9 protein-coding genes and 2 rRNA genes are annotated in these 19,920 nt (G+C 63.0%); 8 read left to right on the top strand and 3 right to left on the bottom strand.

Annotation, left to right across the window (positions count from 1 at the left end; translation table 11 throughout):
* Positions 1-80: 80 nt before the first annotated feature.
* Together DR039_RS03505 and DR039_RS03500 are read right to left on the bottom strand one after the other, a co-directional pair.
* Positions 81-329 carry a WhiB family transcriptional regulator gene (locus DR039_RS03505; protein WP_111836038.1) on the bottom strand — a complete coding sequence of 83 codons (249 nt, stop codon included), beginning with the start codon at positions 327-329 and terminating at the stop codon, positions 81-83.
* A gap of 282 nt (positions 330-611) precedes the next feature.
* Positions 612-3,803 (bottom strand): ATP-binding protein, encoded by a 3,192-nt coding sequence (locus DR039_RS03500; RefSeq protein WP_170166859.1) that lies wholly within the window; start codon positions 3,801-3,803, stop codon positions 612-614.
* A gap of 569 nt (positions 3,804-4,372) precedes the next feature.
* Here DR039_RS03500 and DR039_RS03495 point away from each other — a divergent pair.
* Complete coding sequence (locus DR039_RS03495) at positions 4,373-5,281, top strand: SOS response-associated peptidase (protein ID WP_111836068.1); 909 nt, start codon at positions 4,373-4,375, stop codon at positions 5,279-5,281.
* Complete coding sequence (ligA, locus tag DR039_RS03490; protein ID WP_111836036.1) at positions 5,262-7,739, top strand: NAD-dependent DNA ligase LigA; 2,478 nt, start codon at positions 5,262-5,264, stop codon at positions 7,737-7,739. The genes DR039_RS03495 and ligA overlap by 20 nt, the downstream gene beginning before the upstream one ends.
* Positions 7,740-7,881: 142 nt before the next feature.
* On the opposite strand, the gene DR039_RS03485 is transcribed toward ligA, so the two are convergent.
* Positions 7,882-9,513, bottom strand: coding sequence for a L,D-transpeptidase family protein (locus tag DR039_RS03485; protein ID WP_229116773.1), 1,632 nt, complete (start codon positions 9,511-9,513; stop codon positions 7,882-7,884).
* Between the two features lie 220 nt (positions 9,514-9,733).
* Here DR039_RS03485 and gatC point away from each other — a divergent pair, with 220 nt between their 5' ends.
* The 6 genes from gatC to DR039_RS03455 form a co-directional block, all read left to right on the top strand.
* The gene (gene gatC / locus DR039_RS03480) at positions 9,734-10,039 is read left to right on the top strand and encodes an Asp-tRNA(Asn)/Glu-tRNA(Gln) amidotransferase subunit GatC (protein WP_111836035.1); all 306 of its coding nucleotides are present in this window, start codon (positions 9,734-9,736) and stop codon (positions 10,037-10,039) included.
* Positions 10,036-11,550, top strand: coding sequence for an Asp-tRNA(Asn)/Glu-tRNA(Gln) amidotransferase subunit GatA (gene gatA / locus DR039_RS03475; protein ID WP_111836034.1), 1,515 nt, complete (start codon positions 10,036-10,038; stop codon positions 11,548-11,550). Before gatC ends, gatA begins: the two co-directional genes overlap by 4 nt.
* A 1-nt stretch (position 11,551) precedes the next feature.
* The gene (gene gatB / locus DR039_RS03470; protein WP_111836033.1) at positions 11,552-13,048 is read left to right on the top strand and encodes an Asp-tRNA(Asn)/Glu-tRNA(Gln) amidotransferase subunit GatB; all 1,497 of its coding nucleotides are present in this window, start codon (positions 11,552-11,554) and stop codon (positions 13,046-13,048) included.
* A 153-nt stretch (positions 13,049-13,201) separates the two neighbouring features.
* The gene (locus tag DR039_RS03465; protein WP_111836032.1) at positions 13,202-14,590 is read left to right on the top strand and encodes an NAD-dependent malic enzyme; all 1,389 of its coding nucleotides are present in this window, start codon (positions 13,202-13,204) and stop codon (positions 14,588-14,590) included.
* A gap of 627 nt (positions 14,591-15,217) precedes the next feature.
* A 16S ribosomal RNA gene (locus tag DR039_RS03460) occupies positions 15,218-16,753 on the top strand.
* Between the two features lie 405 nt (positions 16,754-17,158).
* A 23S ribosomal RNA gene (locus tag DR039_RS03455) occupies positions 17,159-19,920 on the top strand; the annotation flags it as partial.

Genomic DNA, 19,920 nt, shown 5'->3' with positions numbered 1-19,920 from the left:
CTGTGCGGTTCAGGTTTGCGACTGCGCTTGGCAACCGGTCCTGGACGTTGAAGCTCTTGGGGGAGCTGCTTGCGGTGGAGTCAGGAAGACCGGCGGGCGCGGGCCGCACGGCGCTTGAGGGACCGGCGCTCGTCTTCGCTCATGCCGCCCCATACGCCGGCGTCCTGGCCGTTCTCTAGGGCCCATTTGAGACAGGTCTCAGCTACCTCACAGGTAGCGCAGACAGCCTTGGCCTGAGCGATCTGGGCGATGGCCGGACCTGTATTACCGATTGGGAAGAAGATCTCGGGGTCGACGTTGAGACATGCAGCCTTGCTACGCCAGTCCATGGCAATCCCTTCAGTTCGGCTAAACAGGAATCGCGTCGACAGGACGTCCTAGGGTTGAAGGTCCTGAGCGCGCCTAGACAACTTTCACACGCGCTTTCTGGCTTAACAAGGGGTCAAGCCTGAGAGGTCTGACGATCCCTCAGTGTTCCTCCTCACAGGAGCTGCGGTGTGTCGCCGAGGGCGCTTCCGGCTGGCGTTGGAATTACGGCGAAAACCCTGCTCTCCGAAGCGATTGAAGCGAATCTTAGCTCCTCCGAATGATCGGTTGACTTGACCAAATTGTTATGCACTCAAGTGGCTAGATTCCCGCCTACCCTCGATGCTGGACGATATCGGCAAGGCTGTTTGCACGGGCGTCACAGAGCCCCTAGAAACCAGCGCACCACGGCCTGGCAGAGTGGGCCGCCGTGCGTCGCCAGCCGCCCGCAGATTGACCCCCGCCAACTGGGAAGCCGGACCAAGCAAGGGCCACAGCACCACCAGATCCGCTCGTTCGCGCAACAGATGCACGGGCCCCCGGTAGGAACCGAAAGCGCGTTCGGTGGTCGCCGAAGCCAGAACCTGCACCCCCTGACTGACTGCGGTCTCAACCTGCTGGGCAGTGACCGGGTCAGCTAAGTCCAAGTCATCACAAACCAGCGCCTGCGGCCCAGCAGCCCAGGCCAGCGAGGCTAGCGTCGTGCTGCGCCCCGAACCCGGAGGACCAACCACCAGCACACAGCGCCCAACTGGAACCGCCAGCGGCTCTCCCAAGTCACCACCCACAGCCCAGGAGCCAGCCGGAAGACTTGCCTGCAACAACTGCTCGGGCAGCGGCAGAAGCCGCAGAGGCGGGCGCTGGCTCTCAAAGACTTCCGACCCACTGGCAGCCTCCAACTCCCAGGCTGCAGGTAGCAACACTTGACAGGCCAGCACATCGTCGCCATCTAGGAGCACACCTCGCCCCGCCCCTTTGCCTGTCAGCACGCCCCGCGGCAGACCAGCTGTTGCCGCGTGGAAGGGCTGGCTGGCACCCAGCACCAGCCGCAGACCCAAGGCACCGGCCCAACGTGCGGTAGCGGCGCTCAGCGGCGCAGCAAGGGCCAGGGAAGTGCCGAAAGCTGGTGCGGCGCGCAGTAAGGAGCTAAGTAGGTTGGTACCTTCGCCGCCGCCCAGTTGTTCATCTACGATGCCCAGCACATGGTCGACGTCGTCTATCAGCAGCAAGGCATGCCCCAGAGCGCCGTTTGCCGCCAGTTGCAACAAGCGCGTGATGCGCCGGGGGTCATCAAGCCCGGCCACCGTACCCAGGCCAGGAAGCCCGCCTACCTCCGGCTGACCGCTGGGTTCCGGCCTGGCGCCTGCCTGCTGCCCAGGCCACGGCTCAGGCCCCCTCATGGGTGGTAGCTCAGCATTCAGACCCCAGGTCGCGTAGAGACCTGTCGGCTCGCCAATGACATGCACCTGCCAGCCTCGGGCTAGGGCCGCTGCGGCCGCAGACCACAAGGTTGTGGAGCGCCCCGAACCTGGGCTGCCAAGCACCAGCAACGGCCGGTCTTGATCCCAGGCCCACCAGCCCAGGGACTGCTGCTCCGGCAGGTCCGTGCGCGCCAACAGCAGCCCATACTCTGGCCCTGCAAACAGATCGGCTGGCAGCTCCGCTAAGCCCCCGGCCACCGGTTCCTCAAGTTGCGCTACCTCAGGCCCGTCCCCAAGCCGCTTTTCGGCCTGCAGCGCGGGCCGCTCCAGCGCCTGCGGCAGGGGTTCCGCCCAAGGGCGCCACGGCGTCGCTAATCCGACAGCCGCCTGGCAGATCCCTGCAACCAAGGCATTGAGCTCTGCCTCAGGGCCACACCACGCTGCCCGCAGCACCTGCGGCACCCCGGCCAGCATGAAGACCCCCGGCTCAGTCGGCAGCCGGTGCGCGCCATCGTGCCCCAACAGGTCACGGGAGTCCTGCGGCTCCAGCACCCGCAGGCATACGCGCAAACTCGTATTAGCCCGAATCGTGGGGCTTAAACCCTCCCCAGGCCGCTGCGAAGCCAGCACCAGGTGGATGCCCAGACTGCGGCCTTGTGAGGCCAACCGCACCAAGGTGGAGAGCACCTCCTGGTGCTGCGCCGCCATAGTCGCGAATTCATCGACCACCACCACCAGCCGCGCTGGCATCTCAGCCACCGGCAAACCAGCCAGATCCTTTGCCCCAAAACTAGCCAGCAACCGCTCCCGACGGCGTACCTCCGCCTGCATGGAAGCCAAAGCCCGGATGGTTCCCGCTCCATCTAGGTCCGTGAGCACACCCGCGGTATGCGGCAGGCGAGCTAATGGCCCAAAGGCCGCCCCACCCTTGTAGTCGACCAGCACGAAGGACAGCGCACTCGGAGGAGTTGCCAAGGCCAACTGTGCAATCCAGGACAACAACAGCTCAGACTTGCCCGAGCCGGTGGTGCCCGCCACCAATGCATGCGGCCCCTCAACCACTAGGTCAACCTGACCGGCCTCAGCCTCGCCCACGGCCAGCCCCAGCTGCGCAGGCAGTGACATGCAACCGGGAGACCATTGCTCCCACCGCTGCCGGATACTGGCTGAATCGGTGCCGTCAACCACCTCCTCCAGACGCCGGGGCGGGGAGACCTCCGCCTCGCCGGGCGCTGCAACAATCTCCTGGTGCTCACTGGGCAGCCGCCACTCGGAGGGCGCCAGGCCTGCCAGGCGCGCCAATGCAGGCCACCAGTCAGGACCTGGGCAAGGCGGGGGTGCTTGCAGGTCGACGATGCTCATGGCCAGCTCAGGCAGATGCCCGCGGTCAGTAAGCAACAGCAACGCCTGGCAAGACCTCACCGAAGCCTCCAAGCCCCGGTCCGGCCCGCTGCCTCCCAGACGCTGGCCGGGGTTAGTGCCTGGTCGAAGGCCACGGTTTTCTCTGGCCCAGCACAGCCGAAAGCCTCCCGGCACCGGCGCAAGCTGCACCTTCCCAGAAGCTAGAACCTGTCCCAGCCACCACACCAGTGCATCCTCAGCACGGTCGCCGCGCAGGGCCACCTGGTCGCCGTCGGCCACACACAGCACCTGCGTGCCGCCGGCATCCAACCAGGCGGCGAGTTCGCTCTGCTCTGCACGCTCAGCCGCGCTCTCAGCGTGCACCAGGCTCCGATCCCGGGACGCCACGGCCAACAGCAACTGGCACAGATCCGGCACTAACCGCCGTTCCTTGCGGCGGGGACGGCGCCGAGCGCCCCGAGGACCCCGGGCTGGCTCCTTCTTTCCCAGCCTCCTTGACGTAGGTAGCAGCCGCAGCAACATCATCAGCATGATTGGCGCGCTCGTGACCAGGCCTAGCCAAGGTCGGCCTCCCTGGGGACGCAACAGCATCAGCAACAGGCTCCCACCCATAGCACCCACCAACAGCAGCGGCAGCAACAGACCACCCCAGCCCCGACGTCGACTTGAAGTAGGTGAGTTCAGGTGCAGATCAGTTGGTCGCTTACGCAACACCAGTCGACTGCTTCCAAGCATTAGCTCGTCGCCAGCCCGCAGCAGCCGCTCACCTCGCAAGCTCTTATACCGCCAGCTGCACCACTGCTTTCCTCGCCGCGCTCCTGAGGCTGCCCCGGCTGCCCGGCGGCCTACGCGCCTGAACCGGACCCCGTTAGTTGAGCCAACATCAGTGCAACTCACGCCCCCTGCCAGCGCTTTTACACTCAGATGCCGCCGGGAGACCAGCGGGTCATGCGGCAGTGCAGCCCGGCCCACCCGGTCCCGCAGCCGACTGCCCACCGCAAGCACCCCACCAGCGTCAGCACCCTCCAGGACCGCCAGATGCCAAGGACTACGCAGCGCTGCCCTGGCCTGCGCCGCCAGTTCCGCCCCCGCACTATCCATACCGCCTCCCTGAACTTGCTCGGCTCCTCGGCGCCCACGCCTTGGTTCAAGCTTGGGTACTCCAAGACAGGCCGCTGCTGGCAATACCGGTGATCTGATGACGCCGCCGCCACCGGCAGTACCTGTGGAGCGCAGCCAACAAAGCCGTTCCCGCCCCCGCCAAGCCATGCGACCCTTAAAACATGTGCGGACGCTACGGCTCATGGACCCCAGGGGCAGACCTGGCCATCTGGTACAGCGCCGCCCTCACCCCAGAAGCCCAAGCCATACCCGCCTCCTGGAACCACGCCCCCGGAGCGGATATCCGCGTCCTCATAGAACGCCTCGAAGCCCAGCCAGCCCCCAGCAGCAGCCAAACACCCAAACAAGGCACCGTCCCGCGGCCGATAATCGATCCCGACGGAGACGCCGCCGTCGCCCGCGAACTTCGCACCGCCCGCTGGGGCCTCTTGCCACCCTGGGCCAAAGAGCCAGCAGAAGGCTTCCGGGCCTTTAACGCCCGCCGTGAAACTGTCGCCAACAAACCCACCTTCCGCACCGCCCTGCGCTCCTTCCGCTGCATCTTGCCCGCCGACTGCTGGTACGAGTGGCCCCAAGCACCAACCGTCTCCAGCAAACAGCCCTACGCGGTGCGCTCCGCCGATGGCAGCCCGCTGGCGCTCGCGGGCCTGTGCTCTTGGTGGCGGCTGCCGGAAGCCCCAACCCCGGACGGCAGTCGGCCTGTTCGCCCCGGCCCAGCCCTGCACGGCAACTGGCTGCTGACCGCCACGATCTTGACCAGACCCGCCGCACCAGACCTCGCCTGGCTGCATGAACGTGAACCAGTGACGCTGCACAAAAGTGCTGCCCTGCGCTGGATCGACCCCCGCATTACGAACCCGGCGCACGCCCTAGCCATCCTTGACGGCAGCCGCGCCGAACTCACCTGCCACCCGGTGGGCCCAGAGGTGGGCAACAGCCGCGTGGATCACCCAGGCTTGGTCCTGCCGTGCCCCGAGCTTGCCATCCCCGAGCCCACCGAGCTGGAGTTCATTAACCCGCAGCCCACTAGCCCTGCGCCACAATTGCGCCATGAGCGCCCTCCCGCCTGAGCCACAGGACACCCCCACCGGCACTCCGGCAGCATCAGCTACTTCTCCGGAGCCATCGGACAAGGCTCGCGCCCGCTGGCGCGAACTCGCCAAACTGGTCTCTCAGGCGCGGCGCGCCTACTACGAGGACACCGAGGCCCAGAGCCCGTGGTCTGACGCGGAATACGACGCCGCCTACCGCGAACTTGAGGCCCTAGAGGCCGCTTATCCCGCTTTGGCGGCCGATTCCTCACCTACTCGTGCCGTAGGTGGAAGGCGGGTCCAAGACTTTGCTGAGGCCCGGCACCATGAACGCATGTATTCCCTGCAGGATGTTTTCAGCCTGGAGGAGGTGGATGAGTGGGCGGCGCGCGTGGCGGCAGACACCGGCATCCCAGACGCCGAGCAGCCACTGACCGCCGAGGTCAAAATCGACGGCCTCGCGGTGGCTCTCACTTATGAAAACGGAGTTCTTACCCGCGCCGCTACCCGAGGCAATGGTGACGTCGGCGAGGACGTGACGGCTAATATCCGCACCATCGCATCGGTGCCTCAGGTGCTGGTGGGGCAAGGACACCCGGCACTGCTGGAGGTCCGGGGTGAGGTCTACTTTCCCACCGCCGAGTTCAAGGCCTTTAATGAGGCCCGCCGTAAGGAAAACGCCGCCCGCGAGGCGCGCAACGCCGCCCTGGAGGCGGAGGCCTCCGGCAAACGTCCACGCAAAGAAGCGCCGCTGCAGGTATTCGCCAACCCGCGCAACGCCGCCGCGGGCTCTCTGCGGCAAAAAGACCCCCAAATCACCGCTTCCCGGCCGCTCGCCATGATTGCCCACGGCGTCGGTGCGATCCGCCCCGCTGTGGGTCAGGAATTCCCCCTGCCCACCGCACAGCACCAATGGTATGCGCTGCTGGACTCCTGGGGCTTGCCGGTATCTCCGTATAACGCAGTGGTGCGCGGCGCCCAGGAACGGCGGGATTTCATCACCCGCTACGCGGAGCACCGCCATGATCTGATCCACGAGATCGACGGCATTGTCTTCAAAGTTGACTCGCGTGAATTGCAGACCGCTATGGGCTTTACTTCCCGAGTGCCCCGCTGGGCTAGTGCCTATAAGTACCCGCCCGAGGAGGTACACACCCGCCTGTTGGACATCGATGTGCAGGTGGGGCGCACCGGCCGCGTCACCCCCTTCGGCATCATGGAACCGGTGCTTGTGGCGGGCTCCACGGTATCCCGCGCCACCCTGCACAACGCCACCGAGGTGGCCCGTAAAGGGGTGCGCATTGGTGACCTAGTGCTGCTGCGCAAGGCCGGAGACGTGATCCCAGAGATCGTCGGCCCAGTTCTGGAGGCCCGCGACGGCTCCGAACGCCCCTTCGTCATGCCAACCCAGTGCCCTTCCTGTGGCACCACCCTGGCTCCCGCCAAAGAAGGCGATGTAGACCTGCGCTGTCCCAACACCCGCTCCTGCCCCGCCCAGCTGACTGAACGCGTGGCCCATATCGGCTCCCGAGGTGCCTTAGATGTGGAGGGTCTGGGGGATGAGGCCGCCGCCGCCCTCACGCAGCCAGACTCCGGGCGGGCCGACGCCGTCGCCGCTATGGCCGCCGGGCATAGCCTGGAGACCGAGCGCGGCAAGCTGCGCCTCAAGCCGAAAGCCCTGGAGGCATTGCATCCCTCTGAGCGGGTGGAGGCCGTGGAGGCGCTGCTGGCTGAGCACGGGCTGGGGGAGCAAGCACCGGTGCTAACCGGGGAGGCCGCTCTCTTTGAACTGAGCGCAGCTGACTTGCGGGATGTGCAGGTTTGGCGCCCAATCTCCCGCAGTGGCCAGGAGACTGGCGACTGGCGCCGCATGCGTTTCTTCTGGACCAAAGCCACCTATGCCCCAGACGGCAGCGTCAAGAAGGAAACTGTCCCCGGCAAGAACGCCACGGCAGTGTTGGCGCAGTTGGAGGCTGCCCGTCACCAACCCCTGTGGCGCGTGCTGGTAGCACTGTCTGTGCGCCATGTGGGGCCAACGGCTGCCAGGGCTCTGGCAGCTCGTTTTGGATCCCTGTCTGCGCTGCGGCAGGCACCGGCGGAGGAGCTGGCACAGGTCGACGGCGTCGGTCCGGTGATTGCGGAGTCCTGGGTGCGGTGGCGGGAGGTGGACTGGCACCAGGAGATCCTGGAGCGCTGGGAGGCCGCCGGGGTGCGCAGTGCGGACGAAAGCGCGGGGGAGGCACCTGCCCAGGTATTGGCTGGGCTGACGGTGGTGGTCACCGGCACCTTGGCAGGCTTTACGCGGGACAGTGCCAAGGAGGCGATCGTCTCGCGGGGCGGTAAGGCGGCCGGTTCGGTGTCCAAGCGCACCAGCGTGGTGGTCGTGGGGGAGAACGCGGGTTCTAAGGAGACCAAGGCCCGTGAGCTGGGCGTTCCCGTGCTGGATGAAACTGGTTTCCTACGGCTGCTGGAGGAGGGGGCGGCCGCTATTCCGTGAGGCGATGGCGGGCTCGCCCGGATGGTGGGGCAAAGCCGCGCCACACTAGTTGGTCCAGGGGATGCCGGGGTACCGGCTGCCAGAGCATTAACCGCCAGGTGAGGGTGCTGAGGCCTAGCTGCCTTGGTCTATCCGCCGTGGCTCACCAGTGGCTGACTACGACGGTGCCCATCTCGGTCCAGTCGTAGTACCACTTGGCGGTGGATACGGGCAGGTTCACACAGCCGTGTGAGCCGGAGTAACCAAAGTTAGCGCGCCAAGGTGCGCCATGCAGGGCGTAGGAACCATTCCAATAGGTGACCCAGGGGACGTCCTTGGTCTCGTAGGGGGTGCCGTCCGCGTTCTTGCCCTTCATGGTCTGCGTCTCGTATTTGAGATAGACGTTGTAGACGCCGGTGATGGTGGGGGTTTTGTCCTCGCCATCAACCATCGACTCTGGGCCACGGACCACAGTGGCGCCGGAGTAGGCGGTGACTGTTTTGCTGGAGAGGTTGATATCAACCCATTTCTCGCCAGGAGCCGCCTGGTAAGCCAGGTTTTCCGCACCAGAGGCGACGGTGCGTTGCTTCCACTCCGCCTTCTCTTCCTTCATGACGAAGGCGCCGGAGTAAGCCTGGTTACCGCTGAGGGCCTCACCAATGCCCTTGGCCAGATCAGCACCATTGGAGACCTTGCGTCCATCGATGGCCTCCTGCGAAATGGAGACGACCTGCCCTGCAGCGTTGACATTGCGTTTGCCGGTGATCGGTTCGGTATTGACTTCTTCAGCCTGCTTATCCACCCAGTTGGTGATGGCAGTGCTGTCAACGTTGACGGCGAGTTTGCCGTCCTCTCCAGGCTTCACACTGAGCCAAGTGGCCTTGGTGGCTACGTCGGCGGTGAAGGAGTAGTCGCCGTCGGCGCTGGTGATGGTGACGTCTTGCTTGAGCCGCGTATTTGCGTCATTTGCAGCAGTGGTGGCGTCTGCGTCCGTGATGTCGGGGGTCTTCTCGGTGAAGGTCATGGAGACCTCTGAAGAGGTCAGGGTGGCGCCAGCTTGCTTAGCTGCTTCGGCCAAATCAGCGGCGTCGAGGGTCTTGCCGGCTGAGCCTGCCACGGCCTTGAAGGATAGGCCGTCATCAGCCAAGGCAACCGAGGCATTCTTGGCAACCACTGCCTCCCCAGGGATAAGACCATTGGCGTAAGTAGTGGCTTTGTCCGGGTCACTGGTGGCGACCACTGGGACTGCCCGCTGTGAAAGCAGGGCCTTGAAACGATTTAGCACGGAACTGTTGGGCTGCAGCACCGCGTCGGCGGTGGCTTCGGCGTCAACGCTGGTGCCCAGGTCGGCCAGCTTTGCGGAGCCAGTTACGTCGCCTGTGACGGTGATTGTCACGTTTTCAGCGCGAGAATTGACCAGGTTGACGATCTGCTCACGGCTCATGCCGGCGACGTCGCTGCCAGAGACGGTAGTTCTGGGCAGGGCCACGCTGGAGTAGTAGTTCGCATAGGCGGCGCCGCCAATGCCTCCAGTCAGCAGGAGCAGGGCTGCCGCTCCGCCGATCCAGAACAAGAGCTTGCGGCGACGGCGGGGCTTGTCATATGCGTCAGCGGCCTCACCGGGGGCGGCAATGGGAGCGAACGTGGGGGACAGGTCGGAGGTCGTACCACCCAGTACAGGCGCACTCAAGGGCTCATTCCGCTCAGGCGTGGCGCGGACCGGAAAGGGCGCCGTTGCCACTGCCGCGCCGCCTGAGGCGGTGAGGCTGGGCTGGTTCAGGTCCTGTTCTGGCACTGCTCGATCCTGTTCATGAGGCCTGGGTGCACCGGCTCGGGCACAACTACCTTGTGGTCTATGACAGTGGCCATAGTGCGATCTGTCAATCGTTCTAACTCCCCATCTCGCTGTGAGATCATGCATGACGGTTTCAAGGAATTATAGATAGGTGCAACGCATCATCCCTTTGAGACAGCACCGGAGACCTGTGACAGTCCAGGGCGGTTAGACTCGCTGCATGTCCGCTATCTCCAAAGACGAGGTCGCCCGCGTTGCGGCGCTCGCAAGGGTGGCGTTGAGCGATGCGGAGGTGACGCGCCTAGCCGGTGAGCTCGACGCCGTCGCCTCCTCCTTCGCCCGGGTCACCAGCGTCGTCACGCCTGAGCTGCCTGCCACCTCCCACCCTGTCCCCTTAAGCAACGTCCTGCGTGAGGACGTCCCCGGCCCCACCCTCGATGTGGAGGAGCTGCTAGCCGGCGCTCCTGCCGCCGAGGACTCCATGTTCTTGGTGCCGCAGATTCTGGGGGAGGACGACGCCTCATGACCGTTTCCATCAAGTCCACTGCCGCCGAGCAGGCCGCCGCCCTCGCCGCTGGCGAAGTCTCCTCGCGCGAACTCACCCAGGCCCACCTGGAGCGCGTAACTGCAGTCGACGGTGCCGTGGGCGCCTTCCTGGACGTGGATGCTGCTAAGGCTTTGGCTGCCGCCGATGCTGCGGATACTGCCCGCCGTGAAGGCCGCGCCACCCATGAGTTGACCGGTGTGCCGGTGGCGGTGAAGGACCTCTTTGTCACCCGTGGCCAGGTCACCACCGCCGCCTCCAAGATCCTTGAGGGCTGGGTGCCGCCCTACGACGCCACCGCCGTCGCCAATCTGCGTGCCGCGCACCTGCCCATCTTGGGCAAGACCAACCTGGACGAGTTCGCCATGGGCGGCTCCACCGAGCACTCCGCCTACAAGCGCACCGCGAACCCCTGGGACCTGGCGCGCATTCCCGGCGGCTCCTCCGGCGGCTCCGCAGCGGCGGTGGGGGCCTTCGAGGCGCCACTGGCCCTGGGCACGGACACGGGCGGCTCCATCCGTCAGCCGGCCGCGGTCACCGGCACCGTCGGCGTAAAACCCACCTATGGCACCGTGTCCCGCTTTGGCGTGATCGCTATGGCCTCCTCCTTGGACACCCCCGGACCGATGGCCCGCACTGTCCTGGACACCGCCCTGCTGCACGACGTCATTGCCTCCCATGACCCGCTGGACTCCACCAGCTTGGCTGACGCCCCTCGCGGCATGGCCGAGGTTGTGCGCGCTGCCCAGGCCGGGCGTGACCTGACGGGCCTGCGCGTTGGTGTCATTAAGGAGCTCGACGGTGGCGAGGGCTATCACGACGGCGTCGTCTCCTCCTTCCACGCGGCCCTAAAGCTGCTGGAGGCCGCGGGTGCACAGCTTGAGACTGTCTCCTTGCCGCACCTGGAGTATGCGCTGGACGCCTACTACCTGATTATGCCGGCAGAGGCCTCCTCCAACCTGGCTCGCTACGACGGCATGCGTTACGGCCTGCGAGTGGAACCCACTTCCGGACCGGTAACCGCGGAGACCGTTATGGCCGCCACCCGAGGCGCGGGCTTTGGTGATGAGGTCAAGCGCCGCATCATCCTGGGCACGCATGTGCTGTCCGCTGGTTACTACGACGCCTACTACGGCAGCGCCCAGAAGGTGCGCACCCTTATCCAGCGTGACTTTGTGGCCGCTTGGGAGGGTTTTGACGTACTGGTTTCACCCACCGCGCCGGTTACCGCCTACAAATTTGGGGAGAAGGACGATCCGCTGGCCATGTACAAGCTGGACGTCACCACCATCCCTGCGAACTTGGCGGGCGTGCCAGGCATGAGCCTGCCTTCGGGCCTGAGCGACGACGGCTTGCCCGTCGGCTTCCAGGTCCTGGCGCCGCAGCGCGCCGATGATCGCCTCTACCGCGTAGGGGCGGTGCTTGAGGCCGCACTGGAGGAGCGTTGGGGCGGTCACTTGCTGGCCCAGGCGCCCGAGTTGGAGGTGAACTGAGATGAGCGACGAGCTGATGGACTTCGATGAGGCGGTGCGCCGCTACGACCCGGTCATTGGGCTGGAGGTGCACGTCGAACTGGGCACCGCCACCAAGATGTTCGACGCTGCGCCTAACGTCTTTGGGGCGCAGCCCAACACTATGGTCACGCCTACCTCAGTGGGCCTGCCGGGTGCCTTGCCGGTAGCTAACGCCAAGGGCGTGGAGTATGCGATCCGCATTGGCTTGGCTCTGGGCTGCAAGATCGCTGAATCCTGCCGTTTTGCGCGCAAGAACTACTTCTACCCGGATCTTTCTAAGGACTTCCAGACCTCCCAGTCTGATGAGCCCATCGCCTACGACGGTGCTCTGGAGGTCGAATTGGAGGACGGCAGCCTGTTTACGGTGCCTATTGAGCGGGCACACATGGAGGAGGACGCTGGGAAGAACACCCACATTGGTGGGGCTGACGGCCGCATCGAGGGTGCCTCCCACTCGCTGGTGGATTACAACCGCGCCGGTGTACCGCTGGTAGAGATCGTCTCGCGCCCGGTGTTAGGCGCTGGAGCTAGGGCTCCGGAGGTTGCCGCCGCCTATGTGCGCACTCTGCGTGACATCTTCCGGGCCCTGGGCGTCTCGGAAGCACGTATGGAGCGCGGCAATGTGCGCGCGGATGTGAATGTTTCGCTGCGGCAGTCCCCGGAGGCACCGTTGGGAACCCGCACGGAGACCAAGAACGTCAACACTTTCAAGGGTATTGACGCCGTGATCCGCTACGAGATTAGCCGCCAGGCTGCGATCCTGGCTGCGGGCGGGGAGGTGCTGCAGGAGACCCGTCACGGGCAGGCTGACGGCACCACCCGGGCGGGACGCGTGAAGTCTGACGCTGACGACTACCGCTACTTCCCGGAGCCGGACCTGGTGCCGGTAGCTCCCAGCCGGGAGTGGGTGGAAGAGATTCGTGCGGCTCTGCCTGAGCTGCCGGCCGCCAAGCGCCGTCGTCTCAAGGCCGAGTGGGGCCTGGCAGATGACGAGATGCGGGATGTAGTCAACGCTGGCGCCCTGGACCTGATTGAGGCCACGGCCTTGGCTGGCACCACCGGTCAGGCGGCTCGCAAGTGGTGGATGGGTGAGTTGGCTCGCCATGCCAAGGATCGTGAGGTGGCGCTGGAGGAGTTGGCGATTACGCCGGCTCAGGTGGCGCAGCTGCAGGGGTTGGTTGACTCCGGCAAGCTAACCGACAAGCTGGCCCGCCAGGTGCTTGAAGGAGTTCTGGCTGGTGAGGGTGACCCCGCTGCTGTGGTTGAGGCCCGGGGGCTGGAGGTCGTCTCGGATGACTCTGCGCTCCTAGCTGCAGTTGATGAGGCACTGGCCGCCAACCCTGATGTGGCGGAGAAGATCCGGGGCGGCAAAGTGCAGGCTGCGGGCGCGATCGTGGGAGCTGTGATGAAGGCGACCAAGGGGCAAGCAGATGCCAAACGCGTGCGTGAACTGGTGATGGAGCGCGTCGGCGCCTGAGCTTCTGGCTTGGGATTGCACCTGTTGGTGGGGTGTGGGAGAAGTTATTCCCACACCCCACCTAGCTATCTCAGTGAGAGAACGCGTTCAGATCAGCTGGTGGCAGGCAATTAGGCTGAGGCTGTTCTAACAGGCCACATCTCAGGAGAGCTCATGGCTCAGCCCAGTCCCAGCTACACCGTTGCCCTGCACCTAGAGGTGCCAGCGAGCCAGAGTGCCGTCGCCGGCCTGGTGGAGACCGCCAGCAAAACTGGCGCCATTGTCACCGGTGTAGACGTTGCCGACGCCGACGGCGAGCACTTGGTGGTGGACCTGACCGCTGACACTCGCGACTCTGTACACCGCAGCCAGCTCGTTGAAGCGATTAAGGCCCTCGACGGCGTGGTAGTTCGCAATGTCGGTGACTCCACCTTCTTAGCTCACGTGGGCGGCAAGCTGGAGATCGCAGCGCGCACGCCAATCCGCAACCGCCGCGACCTGGCCCGGGTTTACACCCCGGGGGTGGCTCGTGTCTGCAAGGCGATTCACGACCACCCTGAGCGGGCGCGCATGCTCACCATCAAGAAGAACACTGTGGCTGTGGTCACTGACGGCACCGCGGTGCTGGGCCTGGGCGACATTGGTCCCGCTGCCGCCATGCCCGTTATGGAGGGCAAGGCTGTGCTCTTCAAACAGTTTGGCGACGTCGACGCCTGGCCGGTGGCCCTGGACACTAAGGATCCTGAGGAGATCATTGCGATCTGCAAGGCGATCGCCCCCGCTTACGGCGGCATCAACCTGGAGGATATCGCCGCCCCCAAGTGTTTTGACATCGAGGCCCGGCTGCGCGAAGAGCTGGATATCCCGGTCTTCCACGATGACCAGCACGGCACCGCAGTGGTGACCTTGGCTGCCCTTATCAACGCCCTAAAGGTGGTGGGCAAGAAGATTGAGGATGTGCGCATCGTCCTGTCTGGGGTGGGTGCGGCTGGCACGGCGATCGCCAAGCTGCTCATGGCTCACGGCGCCAAGGACATTGTTGGTTATGGACGCACCGGTGCGCTGGACGGCGCCCACACCGAGGGCATGAACGAGCACCGCCGGTGGCTTGCGGAGAACACCAACCCGCGTCACGTCACCGGCAGCCTCAAGGAGGGCCTGGTGGGGGCCGATGTGTTCATCGGTGTTTCTTCTGGTGATTTGCTGCAGCCTGAGGACCTCAAGGTCATGAATGAGGGGGCGATTGTCTTCGCGATGGCCAACCCCACTCCGGAGGTAGACCCGATTGGGGCAGCTGACATTGCCGCCGTGGTGGCCACTGGCCGCTCCGACTTCCCGAACCAGATCAACAATGTGCTGGTCTTCCCCGGCCTGTTTCGAGGGCTGCTGGACACGGGCATCGTGGACATCTCCATGGACCTGTTGCGTGCTGCCGCAGAAGGTGTGGCCAGCGTGATCAGGAGCGAGGAGCTCAGTCCCGTCTACATCATCCCCAATGCCTTCGACACCCGCGTTGCCGACGCCGTGGCCGGCGCGGTGCGGCGCTTCGCTCATGAGGCCTGAGGCTGCTGGGCGGTGGTTGGGTTCTATGCCTGTCGGCTGACTGCACTGGAGTGAGTAGCTGAAGCGCAGTTGATGAGTGCTGACTAGGGGCGCTCGGAGGTACCTGAGAAGGTGTCTCCGAGCGCCCTTTTGCATGCCGGTGAACGGGGCTGCCGGAGCTCCAGACGGAGTGTGTCTTGGATCATGGGTTACGAGTTTGACGAGGTGGGGGAGTGCTTGCTTAAAGTACTGCCCGTTGCGAACGCAGCGGCCGAAAAGCCAAGCGTTTTCAGCATCGGTCAATTGGGCCGGAGCTACGGATCACAGAACTTCGTTTTGACTCCGGATGCTCTAGCCGCTAAAGTTGATCGAGTCGCCTTGAGGCAGTCACCGGATTACGGTTCGGTGCTGTTTTGTGGGTGTGTTGTTTGAGAACTCGATAGTGTGTCATGTTTTTTATGTCATTTGTTGGGATGGGGTGGCTGGTTGGCTCTGTTTTTGGGGTTGGTTGGTTGTCTTGTTCTTGTTTTTTGGTTTTGCCTGCTCTGGTTTTGGGGTGGGTTGAGCTTGGGTTTTGTTTTCTGTTTCTGATTGGCTTCTTGCTGGCTGAGGGCTTTTGTTTTTGGTTGGTGGGTTGTTTTTTGGTTTCTTTTGGAGAGTTTGATCCTGGCTCAGGACGAACGCTGGCGGCGTGCTTAACACATGCAAGTCGAACGGTGAAGCCCAGCTTGCTGGGTGGATGAGTGGCGAACGGGTGAGTAACACGTGAGTAACCTGCCCCTGACTTCTGGATAACCGCTTGAAAGGGTGGCTAATACGGGATATTTTGGCCTGCTCGCATGGGTGGGTTTGGAAAGGTTCTTTTTCTGGTTGGGGATGGGCTCGCGGCCTATCAGCTTGTTGGTGGGGTGATGGCCTACCAAGGCTTTGACGGGTAGCCGGCCTGAGAGGGTGGACGGCCACACTGGGACTGAGACACGGCCCAGACTCCTACGGGAGGCAGCAGTGGGGAATATTGCACAATGGGCGCAAGCCTGATGCAGCGACGCCGCGTGAGGGATGTAGGCCTTCGGGTTGTGAACCTCTTTCGCCAGTGAAGCAGGCCGCCTTCTTTGTGGGGTGGTTGACGGTAGCTGGATAAGAAGCGCCGGCTAACTACGTGCCAGCAGCCGCGGTAATACGTAGGGCGCGAGCGTTGTCCGGAATTATTGGGCGTAAAGAGCTCGTAGGCGGCTGGTCGCGTCTGTCGTGAAATCCTCTGGCTTAACTGGAGGCTTGCGGTGGGTACGGGCCGGCTTGAGTGCGGTAGGGGAGACTGGAATTCCTGGTGTAGCGGTGGAATGCGCAGATATCAGGAGGAACACCGGTGGCGAAGGCGGGTCTCTGGGCCGTTACTGACGCTGAGGAGCGAAAGCGTGGGGAGCGAACAGGATTAGATACCCTGGTAGTCCACGCCGTAAACGTTGGGCACTAGGTGTGGGGGCTCTTTCCGGGGTTTCCGCGCCGTAGCTAACGCATTAAGTGCCCCGCCTGGGGAGTACGGCCGCAAGGCTAAAACTCAAAGGAATTGACGGGGGCCCGCACAAGCGGCGGAGCATGCGGATTAATTCGATGCAACGCGAAGAACCTTACCAAGGCTTGACATGTGGGTGTTGATCACGGAGACGTGGTTTCTCTTCGGAGCGCCTTCACAGGTGGTGCATGGTTGTCGTCAGCTCGTGTCGTGAGATGTTGGGTTAAGTCCCGCAACGAGCGCAACCCTTGTCCCGTGTTGCCAGCACGTTGTGGTGGGGACTCGCGGGAGACTGCCGGGGTTAACTCGGAGGAAGGTGGGGATGACGTCAAATCATCATGCCCCTTATGTCTTGGGCTTCACGCATGCTACAATGGCTGGTACAGAGGGTTGCGATGTCGTGAGGCGGAGCGAATCCCTTAAAGCCAGTCTCAGTTCGGATCGGTGTCTGCAACTCGACACCGTGAAGTTGGAGTCGCTAGTAATCGCAGATCAGCAACGCTGCGGTGAATACGTTCTCGGGCCTTGTACACACCGCCCGTCACGTCATGAAAGCTGGCAACACCCGAAGCCCGTGGCCTTATGGGGAGCGGTCGAAGGTGGGGCTGGTGATTGGGACGAAGTCGTAACAAGGTAGCCGTACCGGAAGGTGCGGCTGGATCACCTCCTTTCTAAGGAGCACTATTGTTTGCCTGACCTTGGCTGGGCCTGTCTTTTTGTTTTTACTGCCCGTTTTGGGTGGTGGGGGGTTTGGTGCTATGGGGTTGGGTGCTGTGTTTTTCGGAACTTTTGGTATAGAAAACCACCCGAATACCAGTTAGTTAAATACTGGTTGGTTTGGGTGCCCTGACCTGATCCTCGTGCTTTTGGTGTGGGGGTTGGGTTGGGGGTGGCATGCTGTCGGGGCCTGGGGTAATACGCCCTGTTTGGTGCCTGGCTCCTTCTTGGTTGTCTGCCTCCCTTGTTTTGGGGGTGGGTGGTTTTGGGGGGTGTGGGTGGGTTGGTTGTGAACTGTATAGTGGACGCGAGCATCTTTGTTCTTTGCTGCCATCAACGTTTGTTGGTGGTGTTTTGTTTTGTTTGTTTTTATGAGCGTTCGGTGGATGCCTTGGCATCAGGGGCCGATGAAGGACGTGGTGGCCTGCGATAAGCCTCGGGGAGCTGGCTAGCGGGCTGTGATCCGAGGGTGTCCGAATGGGGGGACCCGGCACGAGTTATGTCGTGTCACCTGCACTTGAATTCATAGGGTGTGGGGGGTGACGCGGGGAAGTGAAACATCTCAGTACCCGCAGGAGAAGATATTCCGTTAGTAGTGGCGAGCGAAAGCGGATGATGGTTAAACCATGATCGTGTGATTACTCGGCAGGGGTTGCGGTTGTGGGGTTGTGGGGCATGCTTTTCTGCCATCTGCCGGTGGTAGGCGCGGTGATAAACCTGGTTGGTAGCCGAATCTCCTGGGAAGGGGAGCCGTAGTGGGTGAGAGCCCCGTAGGTTAAACTGTCTGGGCCGTGTGGGTGTGTTCCCGAGTAGCACGGGGCTCGTGGAATCCTGTGTGAATCTGCCAAGACCACTTGGTTGCCTGAATACTTCCTGATGACCGATAGCGGATTAGTACCGTGAGGGAATGGTGAAAAGTACCCCGGGAGGGGAGTGAAATAGTACCTGAAACCGGGCGCTTACAAGCCGTCAGGGCCCTTCGGGGTGATGGCGTGCCTTTTGAAGAATGAGCCTGCGAGTCAGTGCTGTGTCGCGAGGTTAACCCGTGTTGGGGGAGTCGTAGCGAAAGCGAGTCTGAAAGGGCGTTTTAGTGGCACGGTCTGGACCCGAAGCGGGGTGATCTACCCATGGCCAGGTTGAAGCACGTGTAAGAGCGTGTGGAGGACCGAACCCACTTCAGTTGAAAATGGAGGGGATGAGCTGTGGGTAGGGGTGAAAGGCCAATCAAACTCCGTGATAGCTGGTCTCCCCGAAATGCATTTAGGTGCAGCGTCTCGTGTTGCCCGGCGGAGGTAGAGCTACTGGGTGGCTGATGGGCCCCACAGGGTTACTGACGTCAACCAAACTCCGAATGCCGTCGGGTTGTAGCGGGGCAGTGAGACCGCGGGGGATAAGCTCCGTGGTCGAGAGGGAAACAGCCCAGATCGCCGGCTAAGGCCCCCTAAGCGTGTGCTAAGTGGGAAAGGATGTGCGGTCGCGCAGACAACCAGGAGGTTGGCTTAGAAGCAGCCATCCTTGAAAGAGTGCGTAATAGCTCACTGGTCAAGTGATCGTGCGCCGACAATGTAGCGGGGCTCAAGCACACCGCCGAAGCCGCGGACCCACCACAATTTTTTTCTTCCTTACCCCCTATTTTTTGAGGGGTTTGGCAGGGGGTGGTGGGTGGTAGGGGAGCGGTCCTGCACCGGGTGAAGCCTCGGGGTGACCTAGGGGTGGATGGTGTGGGAGTGAGAATGCAGGCATGAGTAGCGATACTAGGGTGAGAAACCCTAGCGCCGAATGACCAAGGGTTCCAGGGCTAGGCTAGTCCGCCCTGGGTGAGTCGGGTCCTAAAGGCGAGGCCGACAGGCGTAGTCGATGGGCAACGGGTTGATATTCCCGTACCGGCGAAGCACCGCCCATGCTGACGCGCGGGTGCTAACCCACGCCTGGGCTCACAGTCATGCCCTGGTGTCTCTTTCGGGGGACACTTGTGGTGTGGTGGGTTTGGGTCTGGGGATCCTCCGTGCAGGTAGGCAAGCGTATTAACAGGGGTGACGCACAGTGGTAGCCCGGCGGTCCTAATGGCTTGGACTGTTCAAGCGCGCGGCCCGTCCTCCAGGTAAATCCGGGGGCTGTCTTCGATGACGGGGGTGAGGCGTGATGGTGGCCCTGCTTTTTCAGTGGGGGATATCAGGGTGATCCTGTGGTGCCTAGAAAAGCCTCGACGCGATGGTGCCAGCCGCCCGTACCCTAAACCGACACAGGTGGTCGGGCAGAGTATGCCTAGGCGCACGAGATAATCATGGTGAAGGAACTCGGCAAAATGCCCCGTAACTTCGGGAGAAGGGGGGCCCGAGCCTTGAAGCCCCACGCGGGCTAGGGGTGAGGGCCGCAGAGACCAGGGAGAAGCGACTGTTTACTAAAAACACAGGTCCGTGCGAAGCCGCAAGGCGATGTATACGGACTGACGCCTGCCCGGTGCTGGAAGGTTAAGAGGAGCTGTCAACCCCATTGGGGGTGAAGCGGTGAATTTAAGCCCCAGTAAACGGCGGTGGTAACTATAACCATCCTAAGGTAGCGAAATTCCTTGTCGGGTAAGTTCCGACCTGCACGAATGGCGTAACGACTTCTCTACTGTCTCCACCATGAACTCGGCGAAATTGCATTACGAGTAAAGATGCTCGTTACGCGCAGAAGGACGGAAAGACCCCGGGACCTTTACTATAGCTTGGTATTGGCGCCCGCTGTGGCTTGTGCAGGATAGGTGGGAGACCGTGAAGCAGTCACGCCAGTGATTGTGGAGTCATCGTTGAAATACCACTCTGGCCATAGCGTGCGCCTGAACCTCGGCCCGTGATCCGGGTTAGGGACAGTGCCTGGTGGGTAGTTTAACTGGGGCGGTTGCCTCCTAAAAAGTAACGGAGGCGCTCAAAGGTTCCCTCAGCCTGGTCGGGCAACCAGGTGTTGAGTGCAAGTGCACAAGGGAGCTTGACTGCGAGACCGACAGGTCAAGCAGGTGCGAAAGCAGGAACTAGTGATCCGGCGATCCCGAGTGGGTGGGTCGTCGCTCAACGGATAAAAGGTACCCCGGGGATAACAGGCTGATCCTGCCCAAGAGTCCATATCGACGGCATGGTTT

Source organism: Actinomyces bovis (assembly GCF_900444995.1).
GTDB classification, from domain to species: Bacteria; Actinomycetota; Actinomycetes; order Actinomycetales; family Actinomycetaceae; genus Actinomyces; species Actinomyces bovis.
Note: the sequence above shows the minus strand (reverse complement) of the source record. Positions and strands in the feature narration are given on the sequence as shown.

What these genes read in the sequence shown, in the direction of transcription:
- DR039_RS03505 (WP_111836038.1), bottom strand. Translation starts at nt 329, where the DNA reads ATGGACTGGCGTAGCAAGGCTGCATGTCTCAACGTCGACCCCGAGATC.
- DR039_RS03495 (WP_111836068.1), top strand. Translation starts at nt 4,373, where the DNA reads ATGTGCGGACGCTACGGCTCATGGACCCCAGGGGCAGACCTGGCCATC.
- ligA (WP_111836036.1), top strand. Translation starts at nt 5,262, where the DNA reads ATGAGCGCCCTCCCGCCTGAGCCACAGGACACCCCCACCGGCACTCCG.
- gatC (WP_111836035.1), top strand. Translation starts at nt 9,734, where the DNA reads ATGTCCGCTATCTCCAAAGACGAGGTCGCCCGCGTTGCGGCGCTCGCA.
- gatA (WP_111836034.1), top strand. Translation starts at nt 10,036, where the DNA reads ATGACCGTTTCCATCAAGTCCACTGCCGCCGAGCAGGCCGCCGCCCTC.
- gatB (WP_111836033.1), top strand. Translation starts at nt 11,552, where the DNA reads ATGAGCGACGAGCTGATGGACTTCGATGAGGCGGTGCGCCGCTACGAC.
- DR039_RS03465 (WP_111836032.1), top strand. Translation starts at nt 13,202, where the DNA reads ATGGCTCAGCCCAGTCCCAGCTACACCGTTGCCCTGCACCTAGAGGTG.